This window comes from Streptomyces sp. NPDC002911 (assembly GCF_053591835.1).
This window is the reverse complement of the sequence record NZ_JBSFUO010000034.1, coordinates 33,495-49,971: the sequence shown is the minus strand read 5'-3', so window position 1 is coordinate 49,971 and position 16,477 is coordinate 33,495. Positions and strand designations below refer to the sequence as shown.

The window sequence follows — 16,477 nt, the reverse complement described above, 5'->3', positions numbered from 1 at the left end:
GGGGGGGGGGGGGGGCCGCGCCGGGGGGCCGCCCCCCCCCCACCCCTGCGCCGTTCCCTGTCCCGTGGCCCGGGTGCTGCGCTCATCCCGCGTCCGGAAGACCCTCGTCGGGCAACTCGAACAGGCGTTGCGCCCGTAGGTCGTTGTGCTGCCGCAGCGCGGAGATCCACGGCCAGTGGTCCTCCGCCTGAAGGGCGGGGCAGGCGATGCGGTGCGGGATGCGGCACCTGGTCCCGGGGAGCGGTTCCGCGTCCCACAGGTTCATGGCGGTCCCGGTCGATGTGATCACCCACCGGCGCCGTGGGGGGACGGTGTGGGCAGCAAGGAGGATGCGCGGTTCGAGGAGGATCCAGTGCCCGCTGTAGGAAGTGGCGTACCGGTCCTGTGGGAGGTCGCAGAACGGGCAGTCGGGCGGCGCGGGTGGCCGTGGCGCTGTGGCGCCTTCCAGAAGTGCGAGGAAGGTGACGTGGTCGGAGTCGTCGGCGGGCCGGTCCGGACGGGACGAAGCATGGTCGATGTCCCCCATGAGTCGATGATCCGGCCCGGCCGCGGAGGGGAGTAGGGCGCGATCCGGCCGCGCCGGGCGGGACGGGGCCCCTTCGCCGGGGAGGGGCGCGCCACAGGAGGTGCACCGGAGCACCGGCACCCCGACGGTACGGACCGAGAAGTGAGCAGGTGGCCGGCGCACCACGAGGACCTCAGCGGGCCCACCGGGCCGCCGAGGTCCTCTCACACGCTGTGCGGACGGTTTCAGGACACCGTCAGCGCGCGGATCGATGTCGGCGCGTGGCCCGGCTCCGTCGCCACGTCCTCGAACTCGTTGACCGACGCGATGTCGGACCCGCTCATCGCGATGTTCGTGACCCGCTCCAGGATCGCCTCGACGACGACGGGAACCCGGTGCTCGGCCGCGAGCTTCTTCGCCTCCTCGAAGGCCGGCAACAGCTGGTCCGGCTCGGTGACCCGGATCGCCTTGCAGCCCAGGCCCTCCACGACCTTGACGTGGTCCACGCCATAGACGCCCAGCTCCGGTGAGTTGAGGTTCTCGAACTCCAGGTTGACCTGGAAGTCGATGTCGAAGTTGCGCTGCGCCTGCCGGATGAGCCCCAGGTAGGAGTTGTTCACCAGCACGTGGACGTACGGGATGCGGTGCTGCGCGCCGACGGCGAGCTCCTCCAGCATGAACTGGAAGTCGTAGTCGCCGGAGAGGGCGACCACGGAGCCGTCGGGGTCGGCCGTGGCGACACCCAGCGCTGCGGGGATGGTCCAGCCCAGCGGTCCGGCCTGGCCGCAGTTGATCCAGTGGCGCGGCCGGTGGACATGCAGCATCTGCGCGCCCGCGATCTGGGAAAGGCCGATGGTGGTGACGTACCGGGTCTCGGGACCGAACGCCCGGTTCATCTCCTCGTAGACGCGCTGCGGCTTCAGCGGCACGTTGTCGAAGTGCGTACGGCGCTGCAGCGTGGCCCGGCGTTCCTGCGTGGACGCGGCCCAGACCGAGCGGTCCTTCAGTGTGCCCGCGGCCTTGAGTTCCCGCGCCACCTCGACGAAGAGCTCGAGTGCCGCCTTCGCGTCGGAGGCGATCCCCAGGTCGGGGGCGAAGATCCTGCCCAGCTGGGTGGGCTCGATGTCGACGTGGACGAAGGTGCGGCCCTCGGTGTAGACGTCCAGCTTGCCGGTGTGGCGGTTGGCCCAGCGGTTGCCGATGCCGAGGACGAAGTCGGACTCCAGGAAGTTCGCGTTGCCGTAGCGGTGCGAGGTCTGCAGGCCGACCATGCCCGCGTTCAGCTCGTGGTCGTCGGGGACGATGCCCCAGCCCATCAGGGTGGGGACGACCGGGACACCGGTCAGCTCGGCGAACTCCACCAGGAGTTCCGACGCGTCGGCGTTGATGACGCCGCCGCCCGCGACGAGCAGCGGCCGCTCGGAGGCGTTGAGCATCGCGACGGCCCGCTCGATCTGCCTGCGGCTCGCGGCGGGCTTGTGGACGGGCAGCGGCTCGTACAGCTCGGCGTCGAACTCGATCTCGGTGAGCTGCACATCGATCGGCAGATCGATGAGGACCGGTCCCGGCCGGCCGGTGCGCATCAGGTGGAAGGCCTGCTGGAAGACGCCCGGGACCTGCGCGGCCTCCAGGACGGTGGTCGCGGCTTTGGTCACCGGCGCGGCGATCGACGCGATGTCGACGGCCTGGAAGTCCTCCTTGTGGAGAACGGCGGTCGGCGCCTGGCCGGTGATGCAGAGGATCGGGATCGAGTCGGCGATGGCCGAGTAGAGGCCGGTGATCATGTCGGTGCCTGCGGGCCCCGACGTACCGATGCAGACGCCGATGTTCCCGGCCGCGGCGCGGGTGAAGCCCTCCGCCATGTGGGAGGCGCCCTCGACATGGCGGGCGAGGGTGTGCTGGACCCCGCCGGAGGCCTTGAGGGCCGCGTAGAACGGGTTGATCGCCGCACCCGGCACACCGAACGCGTTGCTGACACCTTCGCGCTTGAGGATCTCAACTGCCGCTCGGGCAGCGGTCATACGAGGCATGAATACTCCTGCTCGGACCTGGTGGAGTCGGGCTCCGTCGCGCCACCTGGGAGCACCAATACCGCATTACGGAAAGTTTGTTCTGCTATACGGAATTAACGTAGGGCGGCCCATGACAATCGTCAAGGGAGGACGGAGGAAGTCGGCGGAGACCGTCGGGCCGAAGTGCGTGATTCCGTCCCCTGAGCGTCGCTCCTGGTGGACGATGGAGGTACGGAACGCAGTCGCCGCCGCCGGGGCGGAAGGAAGGGGTAGCACGTGGAGCCCGTACCGGTGCGCTGCCCGGCCTGCCGCCGGGATCACGCGTACATCACGCCGGTATACCCCTGCCCGTGCGGCTCCCCCACAGCGCCGCCGCTGATGCGCGGCGCACCGGCCGCACTCATCACGCACCGCACCTGGAACGACGACTGGGTGAGCGTGCGGTGCCATTCCTGCGGGCGCCGCGACCAGTGGCCGCACCCCGAACTCTGCTGCCCCTGCGGCGCGGTGCTGCGGATACCCGTGCGCCCGGTGGCCACGCGCGGCGCCGCGCCGCCGCCCACCGCGGCAGGTTCGCCCGGCCCGTTCCACATACCGCCGCCACGCACGGCCACACATCCGCGGCCGCTGTTCCGGCCACTGGTGATACGCACGGCCCGCGACGCGGTGAACACCGCGGCGCTGTACCTGAAGTGGCTGGGCTTCAGCGATGTCGTCCAGCCCGAGGTGCGCCCCAGCTCCCGGATCGACCTCAGGGCCGCCGGAGTCATCGCCCAGGTCGACGCGACGACACGGCCGACCGCCCTGCGTGACGTCGAATGCCTGTGGCTGAACGCCCTGAACACCTCGGTGTCCAGCGTATTGTTCTCCCTGGCCGGCTACACGGACGAGGCCCGCTCACGCGCGGACGGCCTCGCCATCCCGTTGTTCGTCCTGGACCTCACCGGAACGCCGCAGCCGGTGAACGGCCCTGCGGACGAACTGATCAGCGTCGGCCCCGGACCGTCCGCTCCCCCCGAATGATTTCGGTCACCTGTGCCCTGCCAGCCGCATATGTTCGAGCTGTTGTCAGTATGAGGACGTAGAGTGAAGGCATGGTCTTAACTCCTCGGCCCCCCGCTCACTCCGCCCCCGCATTCCTGGCCCAGCCTGCCCACCCGTCCGCTGTCGAGGCCAACGAGGCGATTCGCGCACTCGTCGACGCGCGGGCCGGCCAGGACTGGACCCCGGTGGAGGCCGCGGAGTACGAGGTACTGCTCATCGAGTGGGCGGCGGCGACCCAGGGCATAGGCTCCGGCATCATCGAGGCCGCCTGACCCCTGGAGCTGCCCAGTCGTTCCGCCCCGGCCCTGGTCCGCGCAGGATGCGAGTCGAGGGCATCTTACCAACGGATCGATGCGTGGCTGCACGACTCCCAGGCCCGCATGGGTGGGCGCGACACGTCCGGTGTGTACCGCCAGGCAGGGGAGCACCTCCGGGCGACCTGTTCTCCACAGTTACGCCCGGTCTCAAGCCCCGCCGGCGCCCGTTGGCGGCCCGCAGTTGCCGCGGCCCCTCAGTTGACCTCTCCGGCCAGGCCGTCCCAGTAGGGCTCACGCAGTTTGAACTTCTGGATCTTGCCCGTGGCGGTGCGCGGGATGGTGTCGCGGAACTCGACCGACGTGGGCGCTTTGTAACCCGCCATGCGTTGCTTGCAGTGGGCGATGATGTCCGCCTCCCCGGCCGTCGCACCTTCGGCGAGGACGACCAGGGCCTTGATGGTTTCGCCCCACTTCTGGTGCGGGACGCCGATGACGGCGACCTCGGCAACCGCCGGGTGGCTGAAGATCGTGTCCTCGACCTCGATCGAGGAGACGTTCTCACCGCCGGTGATGATGACGTCCTTCTTGCGGTCGGAGATGGTGAGATGGCCGTCCGAGGCGTCGAGGACACCGCCGTCGCCGGTGTGGAACCATCCGTCGGCCAGGGCCTCGGCGGTCTCGTCCGGCTTCTCCCAGTAGGCGTCGAGTACGACGTTGGAGCGGGCCAGGACTTCGCCGGAGTCGGCCACCTTCACCCGTACGCCGAGGGCGGGGATTCCGGCGCGGGAAAGCTTCCGGGCGCGGTCCTCGGCGGGGAGGGCCGCGTCGGCGGGCTGGGCGCGGTTGAAGGTGAGGAGGGGGGAGGTCTCGGTCAGGCCGTAGATCTGGGTGAACTCCCAGCCCAGTTCCTCGTCCATCCGCTGGATCGTGCGTGAGGGAGGCGGGGCGCCGGCACAGACCACGCGGACGCGGTCGCGGCCGGGGACGGGGCCGTCCCAGGTGGCGGCGGCATCGAGGACTGCGTTCCAGACGGCGGGGGCGCCGCACATCAGGGTGACGCCGTGTTCGTCGACGCGGCGCAGGATCTCGGCGCCGTCGACCTTGCGCAGAACGATCTGCCTGACGCCCAGTCCGGCCATGACGAAGGGCATGCCCCAGCCGTTGCAGTGGAACATGGGGAGGGTGTGCATGTAGACGTCGCGTTCCCAGGCGCGGGTATGGAGGCCCAGAGTGAGGCCGTTGACCCATATGTTGCGGTGGGTGAGCTGTACACCCTTGGGGCGGGCGGTGGTTCCCGAGGTGTAGTTGATCGTCGCGGTGGCGTCCTCGTCGGGGTTCGCCCAGGGGCGGGGGGCGACGCCGTACCGCATCAGCTCGGTGTCGGTCTGCTCGCCCAGAACGAAGCGGTGACGGGCCTTGACGCCGGACAGCGCGTCCTTGAGTTCCGGGTCGACGAGGAGGACCGAGGCGCCGCTCTGGTGCACCATGTAGTCGATCTCTTCCGGCTTGAGGCGGAAGTTGATGGGGACACAGATCCGTCCGCTCATGGGGACCGCGAACAACAGCTCCAGGAGCCGCGCGGAGTTGTGGCTGACGACGGCCACCCGCTCGCCCACACCGATACCCAGTGCGTCGAAACCGGCTTGCCAGGCGCGCACGCGGTCGCCGAGTCGCCCGTACGTGGAGGTGGCTACGGGTGGGGCCGGTTGGTTCGGTTCGTCGATCACGCCGGGACTCGACGCGAAGCCCAGCTCCGCGCGGTCGAGGAAGTCGGAGATCGTCATGGGCGTCCGCATGGTGCACTCTCCTGAAGTAGGATTTTCAGGCGGTCAGCTGTATGTGCCGTACTCGTTCCGGCCCCTTCCTTCAACATCATCTGAGCACTGGCCCATATCTCACCACACCGGGGCAGGGGTATCAGGTGACCGGGCAAGGAGTCATCGCGCCGTGATCGCCCGGATGAGCGGTGCGCGAACCCGGCCCTGCGCGGGCCCGGCGGCAGGGCGATATCGCCCTGCCACGGCCGTGCGCGGTCGCTGACTACGCCTCTTCGCTCCACATCAGGCGCCTCATGCCTCTCAGGCCCTCAATTCCCCACGGCCCCCTCAGTCCCCTCTCGGTCTCCTCAGTCCTCGAAGTCGATGAACGTGCCGAACCGGACGTCGCAGGCGGACGCCGAAGACATCACCGTCTGCATGTCCATGGCCTCCCGGACGATCTCCTCGCGTGTGGCCGGGTTGAGCTCACCCAGGGCCTGCACGGTGATGACCGCAGTGTCCGCGCGCTCGTCGAGGCGCCAGAGCGCGGCCAGGAAACCGTCGGCCAGCACGGTCCCGTAGGTCTGGTTGCCGACGCCGTTGCGCCCCTTGTACGCGGGCGGGATCACCCGGGTACGGTCGGCGTGGCCCAGCAGGACGTTGTCGAACTCGGGGAGGAAGCGCGGCGGGGCCGGGGTCTCGGGGTCAGGACGCGGAGCGTCGGGCAGGTCGAAGAGCTCGACGCCGTTCTCGTCGCGGAAGGTGACGAGCCGGTGCCGTAGGCGTTCGAAGACCTCGCGCATCCGGGTGAGCCCGGCCCACATCTGCATGTCTTTCACCGAGGCCGGCCCGAAGGCTCCGAGGTAGCGCAGCACGGTCGCGTCGGCCGAGGCCGCGGGCCGCGGCGGGCTGTCCAGCCAGTGCTCGGCGGTCGTCAGGGAGACCTGCCCGCTGCGCCCCCACAGGCCGCGCGGGGTGACCTGGACCAGCGGCAGCCGGCAGCGGGCGGCGACCGCGAGTGCCCGGGGGTCGGCGTCCGGCCAGTGGAGGAGCAGGTCCTCCCGCAATTCCTTCATGGTGCGGGGTCGTTCCTCGACGAGATCCCTGGCGAGGGTGGCGAGCCGGTCGAGGTCCACGCCCTTCAGCCCGCTGCGGAACATGTGCAGCTCCCGGTCACGGGCCGGCTGGACCAGTGGGCGCAGGGTGAGGGCGTCCTCGGCGGTGTGGGCGTGGATGGTGGAACGCAGGGTGACGATCCTGACCACGTCGCGGGACTCCATCAGCGCCGAGAAGTCGGCCGGATCGAAGCCTTCCAGCCGGGAGAACAGCTGGAAGTACGGCGGCCTGGTGTTCTGGGCCTGCAGGCCGACCAGTCGGCTGACCGCGTCCCTGACCGGCACGGCGGCGCGGCGGAGCAGCAACTGGCGCTCCATCGTTGCCCTGTTCAGTGCGCGGGTGGAGAGTACGGGAGCGTATCCGGAGGCCATGCTCCGCAGATTACGCGTGCCCTGTGACACGGCCCGGAGCGAGCGACACCCGCACGGCCCGCGACACCGCTGCCAGGACGGCTTCGGCCCTCATGATGGGGCGGTGATCAGTGTTCTGTTCGCCGTTCTGACCGCGCTCAGCAACGGCACCGCCTCGGTGCTGCAGCGCCGCGCCGCCCTCCAGGCGCCCGACAGCGAGGCGATGCGTCTGTCACTGCTGGGGCATCTGCTGCGGCAGAAGGTGTGGCTCGCCGGGATCGCTCTCGTGATCCTCGCCGCCGTCTTCCAGGCGGTGGCGTTGGCCACGGGTCCTGTCGCCGTCGTCCAGCCGATCTTCGTGATCGAGCTGCCCGCGACCCTGGTCGTCGCGGGGTTCGTCATGCGGGTCGGAGTGCCGCGCCAGGTCTGGTCCGCAGTGGCCGCCGTGACGCTCGGTCTGGCCCTCGGTATGGCCGCCGCCTCGCCGGTCGGCGGCAGTGACGACGTGCTGGGGGCGGCCTGGATCCCGGCGCTGGTGGTGACCGGGGTCTTCGAGGCCGCGCTGATCGCCGCGGCGCTCGGCACCTCCGGCAACGCCCGGGCCGCGCTGCTGGGGCTGACCGCGGCGTGCGGTTACGCGCTGACCGCCGCGCTGATGAAGGACGCCATGTCGCGGCTGGACAGCGGCGGCGTGGTCGGCCTGCTGACGGCGTGGCAGTTGTACGCCACCGCGGTGGCGGGCTCGGGCGCGTTCTTCCTCCTTCAGAACGCGCTCCAGGCCGGCTCGCTGGTGGCGGTGCAGCCGATGCTGACGCTCGGCGACGCGCTGATCAGCATCAGCTACGGGGTGACCCTGTACGGCGAGGAACTGCGGACCGGCTGGTGGCTGCTGCCCCAGCTGGCCGGGGTGGCTCTGATCGCCGCCGGCTGTGTCGTCCTCGCCCGTTCCTCGCCGGCGACCGCGAAACCGGTGCCACCGCGCGTGAAGTGAACCGGTCAGGGACGCCCCCGCGCCGGGACCTCCTCGCCGGGCGGCACCGGCCCGGGCGGGGTGCCGTCGCCGTACGGGCGGCCACCCAGCTGCTCCCGGTGGTGCGGAGTCAGCCAGCCCGAAAGGTCGGGGCCGAGCGGCACGACGCCGGTCGGATTGATGCCGGTGTGCACCTGGTAGTAGTGCCGCTTGATGTGGTCGAAGTCGACGGTGTCGCCGAAACCCGGGGTCTGGTACAGGTCGCGGACGTATGCCCACAGGACGGGGTCCTCGGCGAGCTTGGAGCGGTTGCACTTGAAGTGTCCGTGGTAGACGGCGTCGAAGCGCACCAGGGTGGTGAACAGCCGGATGTCCGCCTCGGTGATCGTGTCCCCGACCAGGTAGCGCTGCCCGGCGAGACGTTCGGAGACCAGGTCCAGGCGGCGGAACACATCGACGTACGCCGCCTCGTACTCGCCCTGTCCGGTGGCGAAACCCGCGCGGTAGACGCCGTTGTTGACGTCCCTGTAGATACCGTCCATCACCGTGTCGATCTCGTCGCGCAGCCGCTCCGGGTACAGGTCGGGGGCGCCGGAGCGGTGCAGGCCGGTCCATTGGGTGGCCAGGTCCAGAGTGATCTGCTGGTAGTCGTTGGTGACGAGGGCCCGGGTGGACACGTCGACGATCGCGGGCACGCTGACCCCGCCCGGGTAGCCGCGTTCCCGTGCGTCGTAGGCCTCGCTCAGGTAGCCGATGCCGAGCACCGGGTCCTTGCCGCCCTCGTCGAGGGTGAAGCGCCAGCTGCGGTCGTCCTGGATCGAGTCGGCGACGGCCAGGGAGAGGGCACTCTCCAGCCCGAGGAGCCGGCGTGAGACCAGGGCCCGGCTCGCCCAGGGGCAGGCCCGGCTGACGACCAGTCGGTAGCGCCCGGCCTGGACGGGCCAGCCGTCCCGGCCGTCGGCGGTGATGCGGTCGGCGAAGTGGCTGCGGGAGCGCTTGAAGGGTTTGTGGCCGTACGAGGTGTTCCCGCCCTGGTCCTCGGTCTCGCTCATGCTGTTCTCCTCGGGGCATCGGTGGCATCGGTGGCGTCGGACGTCTCGGAGCGTCTCCTTCCCCGCCTGCCCGTCGCGACATCCGCCAGAGCCACGATCAGGCTCAGGAGCACGAACACGACCGAGACGAGGAGCCCGTGGTCGTAGGCCGCCGCCCAGTCGCCGTCGCCCAGTTGGGCGAAGAAGAGCGAGCCCACCGCGGCGATCCCGATGGACGAGCCGACGCGCTGGCTGGTCTGGAGGGTGCCGCCGGCGCTGCCCGCGTTGTCGACGGGCACCTCGGAGAGGGTGAGGGTCTGGTTGGGGGCGATGACCAGTCCGCTGCCCAGGCCGGCCAGCAGCAGCGGGGCGGCCATCGCGAGCCCGGCGCCCCTGCCCGGCACCAGGTGCGCGGCCAGGGCGGTGAGCCCGAGCCCGACGGCCACCATGGTGAGTCCTGCGACGATGAGGGGCCGCCCGAAGCGGCCGACCAGCCTGCCGCCGATGCTCGCCGACGCCCCGGCGCCCAGAGCGAACGGCGTGATCGCGAGGCCGGCCTCCAGGGGGCTGTAGTGCAGCCCGGACTGCAGGTAGAGCGTGCTGATGAAGAAGATCGAGGTAAAGCCGGCGAAGTACAGCAGGATCATCAGACAGCCCAGCCAGAAGGACCTGAGCCGGAAGAGCGCCAGGTTCAGCACCGGCTGGACGTTGCGTCGCGCGCAGCGGGACTCCCAGGCGACGAACGCCGTGAGCAGGACCGCGGCCACCGCTACGAGCAGCCACTTCTGGTTGCCCGGCCACTGCTGGGCCTGGACGAAGGGCAACAGCAGGGCGACAACCCCCGCCCCGAGCAGCAGGACACCTACCGGGTCCAGGTCGCGTGGGCGTACCCGGGTGGCCGACGGGGTGTCGGGGAGCAGCCGCCGGGCCAGCAGGAGGCAGACGACCCCGATCGGCAGGTTGACGTAGAACACCCAGCGCCAGCCCTCCTCCGCTCCGGCCACCTGGATCAGGAGCCCGCCCAGGAGCGGCCCGACCGCGGTGGAGATACCGACCACGGTGCCGAACATGCCGAAGGCGCGGCCCCGCTCGCGTCCGGAGAACATCTGCTGGATCAGGGCGGAGATCTGGGGCGAGAGCAGTCCGCCCGCCGCGCCCTGGAGGAGCCGGGCGATGACGAGCCAGAGGCTGGACTGGGCGGCCCCGCAGGCGGCGGAGGCCACGGTGAAGAGGGCCAGCCCAGCCATGAACACCGCGCGCCGCCCCCGTGCGTCGCCGAGGCGTCCGCCGGGGATGAGGACGAGACCGAAGGCGAGCGCGTAGCCGGACAGCACCCACTGGAGGTCGGACTCCGGGGTGTCGAGGCCCTCCTTGATGGACGGCAGCGCCACATTGACGATGGAGACGTCCAACAGCGTCATGAAGCCCGCCACCAGACAGACGGAGAGGGCACGCCAGCGACGGGGGTCGGGAGGGCCGGTACCGGAAGAGGCCGTGTCCCGGTTCCCCGCGCTCGCTGCCATGATCAGCACCCTAGGACGCGGTTCCCCGATCGACGCCCCGGGCGCGCCGTGCGGCCGGCCGGCGGGCCCCTGTCGGCCGTCATCGAGCCTGCCCGGCCACTTCGCGGGTACTCGTGGAAGCATGACTGTCGCGAAAACGAGTGTTCTGGTCCTGGACTGTGCCGAGCACGTGGAGCTCGCCGAGTTCTACGCGGCTCTGCTGGATGCCGAGACGCGCGTCGGGAACGATCCCGACTTCGTCGAGATCGTCGGCCGGAGCGGTGTGTGTCTGGCGATCCGCCGCGATCACGGCTACGCGCCGCCCAGCTGGCCCCGCCCCGAGGACTCCCAACAGGCCCATCTGCGCATCCTGGTGGACCGGGGTGCCATGGACGAGGCCGAGCGCGAGGCGGTCGGGCTCGGCGCCCGGCCGGTGGAGGCCAAGGACAACAGCGGCCCTCGCGACGTCCGCGTCTACGCGGACCCGGCCGGGCACTCCTTCTCCCTGGCCGTGCACCCCGCCCGGCCGTCGTCCGCCGGGCCCGCCTCGTAGAGCCGGGTCTGCCGGGCCACTGCCCCGGCTGCCGGAGGCATTCCGTAGGATCCGATTGTGACGACGGGGACAGGAACCACGGGGGCGGGAACGCCGGGGGCAGGGGCGCCGGAGGCAGTGATGCCGGAGGCGGCTCCCCCGACGGAGACGGAACGGCTGCTGCACGGGGCGGCGGCGTCCGGCGACCGGGACGCGTTGCTGGACGTCCTGGCCGGGAGCAGGCTCTTCGTGCTCGTCGCCCGGCTGCACGCGGACACCCCCGGCTTCACTCCCCCGCTCCCCACGCAGCCGGATCCCGCGACGCCGGGCCGGACATGTATCGCGGTGCTGACCTCCGGCATGCTCCCGCCCTGGCATCCCGACTGGGTGTTCGAGGCGACCGGACTCGAGGAGCTCGCGCGCCGCCGGCCGGACGGAGTGCGGTGGCTGACGGTCAATCCGGGCACGCCGTACGCCGTCACCCTCGAGGCCGGGCCGGGGCGTCGCCGGGCGTGGCTGAAGGCCCAAGCGCGTTCCGGCGGGCCGCAGGGCGGCCGGCTGCTGACCCACCGGGCCGGGCCGCTGCACGGGCCGACCGCACACGGTCTGGGCCTCGGCGCCCATCTCGCCGTGCACAACGGCCTCGTCTGGAACGACCTGGGCGCCGCCTACGAGGGGTACGGAACGGATCGCGCCCGGCTCCGCAACCCCTGGCGCGTGTTGAACCGCGCCGCCTACCAGGAGACACTCGAAGCACTGCTGGCCACCCGGCTCGTCGGCCGTACGTTCGAGTCGGTGCTCCGAGTCCGTCACACCCTCGCCGGACGGCTGGGCCGCACTCCCACCGCCCCGGAGTGGTCCGCCGCGCTCACCGACGCGCTGACGTGCCGCCAGTCCACCCCGACGGAGGCGGCCGAGGCCCATGAGGCGCTGCGGCTGGCCGTCACGTATGAGGACCGGTTCCGTGCGGACGGCATCCTCGGCGCCGGCGAACGGGTCGACACCCTGGCCGCCTTCGACCACGGGCGGGCGGTCAACTTCGTACGGCTCGCGCTGGGCGCCCGCCTCTGCGATCCGCACGAGGCCCAACAGGCCGTTCTGCGGATCGGCGCCCTGGCCAAGCAGGCGTACGGCTCCTGGACGGAGTTCTCCCTCGGCTACTCGCTCGCCCGCGTGATGCACTTCGACGCGGACGATCCGTCCGGGGTGAAGTACGAGCAGTCGCTCGCACAGCACCGCATCCTGATGCAGGACCCCAACAGCCCCTACCGGAACATCGCCTGGTCATGAATCCACTGCCCTCCCACCTCGGCCACCCTGCCCACGGCGCCCCCTGGGTGTCACCGTCCGTGACGGAACACCTGCTGTACGAGGCGGGAGCACGGGGCGACGCGGAGGCCCAACTCCGGGTACTGGCCGGCGAGGAGCTCTACATCATCGCGCCGAAGGCGGAGGTGGACGCGGCTCCCGACAGGGTCACGTGGCGCTCGCACCGGGACGAGGCCGGCCGGAGCTGCCGAGGGGTGCTCACCCGGGGGATGCTGCCGCCGTGGCACCCGGAGTGGGTGTTCCACGCCGTCTCCCTCAAGTGGGTGGCGGAGTTCGACTGGCCGGATCCCTATCAACTGCTGTCCGTCAACACGGGCACCCCGGCCCAGATCCTCTTCGCGGCCACGCCCCCGCACCGCGCGCTGTGGCTGCGCTACCACGCGGAGAACGACCGCGCCAGGAACGACCGGCTGATCGCGTTGCGGCACGGGGCGCTCCGTGGCCCGCTGGCCTACGGGCTGGCGTGCGGGGCCCATCTGGCGGTCGGCAACGGCGTGCCGTGGAACGAGGTGGGCACCGCCTACCACGAGTACGCCTGCGAGCGGGAGCTGCTGCGCGACTCCTGGGGCATCACCGAACCGAGCGGCTGGCGCCAGCAGTTGGACGCCCTCCTCGACGCGCACAACAGTCCGCCCGAGCCCGACTTCGTGCTCCGGGTGCGTGAACAGCTCGCGGCCGGGCTCGGTGAGCAGCCCTCCGCGGATCTGTGGCGCGAGACGGCAGCCGGGCACGCCCAGGACATCGGGGCGGGCCACGACACGGTCAAGGACATCGAGGAGCTGGTACGACGCATCGTCAGGTACGAGGCCCGGTTCCGCGCCGACGGGCTGCTGGCGCCGGACGGCCGGGTCACCACGACTGTCGCCTACGACTACGGGCGCGCCGTGAACCTGGCCAGATGGGGGCTCTCCGCCCGTTACTGCGTCCCGCACGAGGCGGAGCAGGCCGTCGTGTACGCCGGTGCGCTGAGCAAGTCGGCCTACCGCTCCTGGGAGGACTTCTCCGCGGGGTACGCGCTCGGCCGTGTGCTGCGATTCGACGGCGAGGACTACGGCGACTACTACCAGAGCAATGTCACGGCGCACCGTCTGCTGACGGAGAGCGAAGGCAGCCCGTGGCGGAACCTTCCCTGGCGCTGACCCTGCCGGACCGCTTCCGGTGCCGAACTGTCCGGCATGAGCGCGGTGATGACGCCCGGAATTAACCTCCGGTCTCTTGCCACGGCCGTTCTACGCGCATAGTTTTTGGCCCCTCACTACACATTTGGGGGCAGTTCCCGTGCACATAGCCAGACCCGGCTCCGCCCTGCTGGCCACCGCCGTCGCCGTGACCCTGTCGGTGACCGCGCTGCCCGCCGCCTTCGCGGCACCGTCGTCGTCGGCCGTCATCTCCGAGGTGTACGGCGGCGGGGGCAACTCCGGCGCGACGCTCACCCGTGACTACATCGAGCTGGCCAACGTTGGCCGGAGCTCCTTCGGTCTGTCCGGCCTCAGCGTCCAGTACCTGCCGGGCAGCCCCTCCGCCGGATCGCTGTGGCAGGTATCCGCACTGTCCGGCACCGTCGCGCCGGGTGGCCGCTACCTCGTCGCGCAGGCCACGGGCACCGGCGGCACGGTGGACCTGCCGGCCGCCGACGCGACCGGCACGACTCCGATGTCCGCGGCGAGCGGCACCGTCGCCCTCGTCTCCGGCACCACCCCGCTGACCTGCAGGACCGCTGCGGACTGCGCCGCCGACACCCGGATCGTCGACCTCGTGGGTTACGGCTCCGCGGTCGTGCGCGAGGGCAGCGGCCCGGTGACGGGCGCCTCCGCCGCCTCCTCCGTCGCACGCGGCACGTCTCTGACGGACACCGACGACAACGCCGCCGACCTGACTGCGGGCACCCCGACGCCCGTCAACGCGGCGGGCGAGACCACCGGCGGCTCCGGACCGGGCGAGCCCGGCGGACCGACCGAGCCCGGCACGGTGCGGGTGCACGACATCCAGGGCACGACCCGCCTCTCCCCGCTCACGGGACAGCCGGTCATCGGAGTCCCGGGCGTCGTCACCGGCGTACGGGCCACGGGGTCACGCGGTTTCTGGATTCAGGACACCGCGCCGGACGACGACCCCCGTACGAGCGAGGGCGTGTTCGTCTACACCGGCTCCGCGGCGCCCGCCGTCGACGTCGGCGACTCGGTGCTGGTCAGCGGCAAGGTCGCCGAGTACTACCCGGCCACCGGCGCCCAGTCGCTCACCCAGATCACCACCCCGCTGACCACGGTGCTGTCCTCCGGCAACGCCCTGCCGGAGGCGGTCGTCCTGGATGCCTCCTCGGTGCCGGACGCCTATGTGCCGACGGCCGGCGGCGGTTCGATCGAGGCCCTCGCGCTCGCTCCGGAGGCGTACGCCCTGGATCTGTACGAGTCCCTCGAGGGCGTCCGCGTCACGATGGCCGACACCCGGGTGACGGGCGCGACGACCGCCTACGACGAGGTCTGGGTGACGGTGAAGCCGGGCGAGAACCCGACCCGGCGCGGCGGCACGCTGTACGCCTCCTACGAGGACCGGAACACCGGCCGCCTCAAGGTGATGTCGCTCGACGCCGCGCAGCCCGTCCCGGTCGCGGACGTGGGCGACGTGCTGTCCGGCTCCACCACCGGGGTCGTCGACTACGCCTCGTACGGCGGCTACAACGTGCAGGCCACCGAGCTGGGCACGTTGAAGGACAACGGCCTCGAGCGCGAGGTGACACGGAAGCAGAAGCGCAAGGAGCTCGCCGTCGCCACGTACAACGTGGAGAACCTCGACGCGGCCGACGGGCAGACGAAGTTCGACACGCTCGCCCAGGGCGTGGCGGTCAGCCTCTCGTCCCCGGACATCGTTTCCCTGGAGGAGATCCAGGACGACAACGGCGCGGTGAACGACGGCACCGTGGGTTCCGAGGCGACGCTGAAGCGCTTCACGGACGCCGTCGTCGCTGCGGGCGGCCCCAGATACGCCTGGCGCTATGTGGCTCCTGAGGACGGCCGCGACGGCGGCGAGCCCGGCGGCAACATCCGTAACGTCTTCCTCTTCAACCCCGGCCGGGTCGATTTCGTGGACCGCCCGGGCGGCGGTGCGACCACCGCCGTGAAGGCGGTGAAGACGAAGAAGGGTGCCGCTCTCTCCGTCTCACCCGGCCGGATCAACCCCGGGAGCACGGCCTGGGACAGCAGCCGCAAGCCGCTGGTGGGCGAGTTCCGCTTCCGTGGCGCGAGCGTCTTCGTCATCGCCAACCACTTCGCTTCCAAGGGCGGCGACCAGTCCCTGCACGGCCGCTACCAGGAGCCGGTGCGCAGCTCGGAGACGCAGCGCGTGCGGCAGGCGACGGAGGTCAACACCTTCGTCACCTCGCTGCTGAAGGCGGACAAGTCGGCCCAGGTCGTCACGCTCGGTGACCTGAACGACTTCGCCTTCTCCCCCACGATGCAGGCGCTGATCAGCGGCAGGGTACTCAAGCCGCTGATCACCACGCTGCCCGCGGACGAGCAGTACAGCTATGTCTACGACGGCAACTCTCAGACGCTGGACCACATCCTGACCAGCCCCGCCGTCCGCCGCTTCGACTACGACGTCGTGCACATCAACGCGGAGTTCGCCGACCAGGCGAGCGACCACGACCCGCAGATCGTGCGGATCGACGTGAAGGGCAAGGGCCCTCGCCACTGACACACCCGGGTGGCGGCACCGGCCGGGCCGCCACCCGGGCCCCCGGTCGTTCGACGCGCCGTATCGCCACCGCGCCCCGCATGACTGCCGAGGCCGCCCCTCCCGCCGCGTTCCCCGTACCCACCGGACCGGTACGCCTGGCCGCCGCCGTCCGGACCACGGAGCGGTACGGACGAGCCCGTCCAAGTGGATGGCGGAGCAGGCCGAGTTGTACGAGTCGTCGGGCGGGACGAAGGGCGCCACACCTGCCCCAACTCCATCGGAGTGAAAGGTATGCGGACACGCGCGGGGACATTGTCATGCCCTCGACAGAAAGGTAGCTTGTGCGGGCTCAGCGGCCCTCGGCCCGTCCCCTCCGGCCGGGCGGCCTTCCTCTCCC

The 16,477-nt window shown here is 71.0% G+C and carries 13 protein-coding genes; 7 read left to right on the top strand and 6 right to left on the bottom strand.

Annotated features, from left to right (window positions below):
- Positions 1–82 precede the first annotated feature (82 nt).
- Together ACWD04_RS30225 and gcl are read right to left on the bottom strand one after the other, a co-directional pair.
- Complete coding sequence (locus ACWD04_RS30225) at positions 83–526, bottom strand: DUF6083 domain-containing protein (RefSeq protein WP_451136929.1); 444 nt, start codon at positions 524–526, stop codon at positions 83–85.
- 224 nt (positions 527–750) lie between these two features.
- A complete protein-coding gene (gcl, locus tag ACWD04_RS30220; RefSeq protein WP_451136928.1) occupies positions 751–2,535 on the bottom strand; it encodes a glyoxylate carboligase in 1,785 nt (594 codons plus the stop codon).
- Positions 2,536–2,793: 258 nt separating this feature from the next.
- Between gcl and ACWD04_RS30215 the strand changes: the two genes are divergently transcribed.
- Both ACWD04_RS30215 and ACWD04_RS30210 read left to right on the top strand, forming a co-directional pair.
- Positions 2,794–3,540: a hypothetical protein gene (locus ACWD04_RS30215; protein ID WP_451136927.1), complete on the top strand. Its 747-nt coding sequence runs from the start codon at positions 2,794–2,796 to the stop codon at positions 3,538–3,540.
- A gap of 71 nt (positions 3,541–3,611) precedes the next feature.
- Entirely contained in the window at positions 3,612–3,833 is a 222-nt protein-coding gene (locus tag ACWD04_RS30210) for a hypothetical protein (RefSeq protein ID WP_451136926.1), read from the top strand.
- Positions 3,834–4,072: 239 nt separating this feature from the next.
- Here the strand turns inward: ACWD04_RS30210 and ACWD04_RS30205 are convergent, their stop codons facing one another.
- Both ACWD04_RS30205 and ACWD04_RS30200 read right to left on the bottom strand, forming a co-directional pair.
- Positions 4,073–5,614, bottom strand: a complete 1,542-nt coding sequence (locus tag ACWD04_RS30205) for an AMP-binding protein (RefSeq protein WP_451136925.1) — start codon at positions 5,612–5,614, stop codon at positions 4,073–4,075.
- A 329-nt stretch (positions 5,615–5,943) separates the two neighbouring features.
- On the bottom strand, positions 5,944–7,062 hold the full coding sequence (locus tag ACWD04_RS30200) for a winged helix DNA-binding domain-containing protein (protein WP_451136924.1): 1,119 nt from the start codon (positions 7,060–7,062) through the stop codon (positions 5,944–5,946).
- A gap of 103 nt (positions 7,063–7,165) precedes the next feature.
- Here ACWD04_RS30200 and ACWD04_RS30195 point away from each other — a divergent pair, with 103 nt between their 5' ends.
- Positions 7,166–8,032: a DMT family transporter gene (locus ACWD04_RS30195; protein WP_451136923.1), complete on the top strand. Its 867-nt coding sequence runs from the start codon at positions 7,166–7,168 to the stop codon at positions 8,030–8,032.
- A 5-nt stretch (positions 8,033–8,037) separates the two neighbouring features.
- Here the strand turns inward: ACWD04_RS30195 and ACWD04_RS30190 are convergent, their stop codons facing one another.
- Both ACWD04_RS30190 and ACWD04_RS30185 read right to left on the bottom strand, forming a co-directional pair.
- A complete protein-coding gene (locus tag ACWD04_RS30190) occupies positions 8,038–9,063 on the bottom strand; it encodes a glutathione S-transferase family protein (RefSeq protein ID WP_451136922.1) in 1,026 nt (341 codons plus the stop codon).
- Complete coding sequence (locus ACWD04_RS30185) at positions 9,060–10,565, bottom strand: MFS transporter (RefSeq protein ID WP_451136921.1); 1,506 nt, start codon at positions 10,563–10,565, stop codon at positions 9,060–9,062. Before ACWD04_RS30185 ends, ACWD04_RS30190 begins: the two co-directional genes overlap by 4 nt.
- 121 nt (positions 10,566–10,686) lie before the next feature.
- Here ACWD04_RS30185 and ACWD04_RS30180 point away from each other — a divergent pair, with 121 nt between their 5' ends.
- The 4 genes from ACWD04_RS30180 (at position 10,687) to ACWD04_RS30165 (ending at position 16,098) form a co-directional block, all read left to right on the top strand.
- Complete coding sequence (locus ACWD04_RS30180) at positions 10,687–11,097, top strand: VOC family protein (RefSeq protein WP_451136920.1); 411 nt, start codon at positions 10,687–10,689, stop codon at positions 11,095–11,097.
- A gap of 120 nt (positions 11,098–11,217) precedes the next feature.
- Positions 11,218–12,366 carry a DUF1266 domain-containing protein gene (locus tag ACWD04_RS30175; RefSeq protein WP_451136930.1) on the top strand — a complete coding sequence of 383 codons (1,149 nt, stop codon included), beginning with the start codon at positions 11,218–11,220 and terminating at the stop codon, positions 12,364–12,366.
- Positions 12,363–13,544, top strand: a complete 1,182-nt coding sequence (locus ACWD04_RS30170) for a DUF1266 domain-containing protein (protein ID WP_451136919.1) — start codon at positions 12,363–12,365, stop codon at positions 13,542–13,544. The genes ACWD04_RS30175 and ACWD04_RS30170 overlap by 4 nt, the downstream gene beginning before the upstream one ends.
- A gap of 139 nt (positions 13,545–13,683) precedes the next feature.
- Positions 13,684–16,098, top strand: a complete 2,415-nt coding sequence (locus ACWD04_RS30165) for an endonuclease/exonuclease/phosphatase family protein (protein ID WP_451136918.1) — start codon at positions 13,684–13,686, stop codon at positions 16,096–16,098.
- Positions 16,099–16,477: the final 379 nt, after the last annotated feature.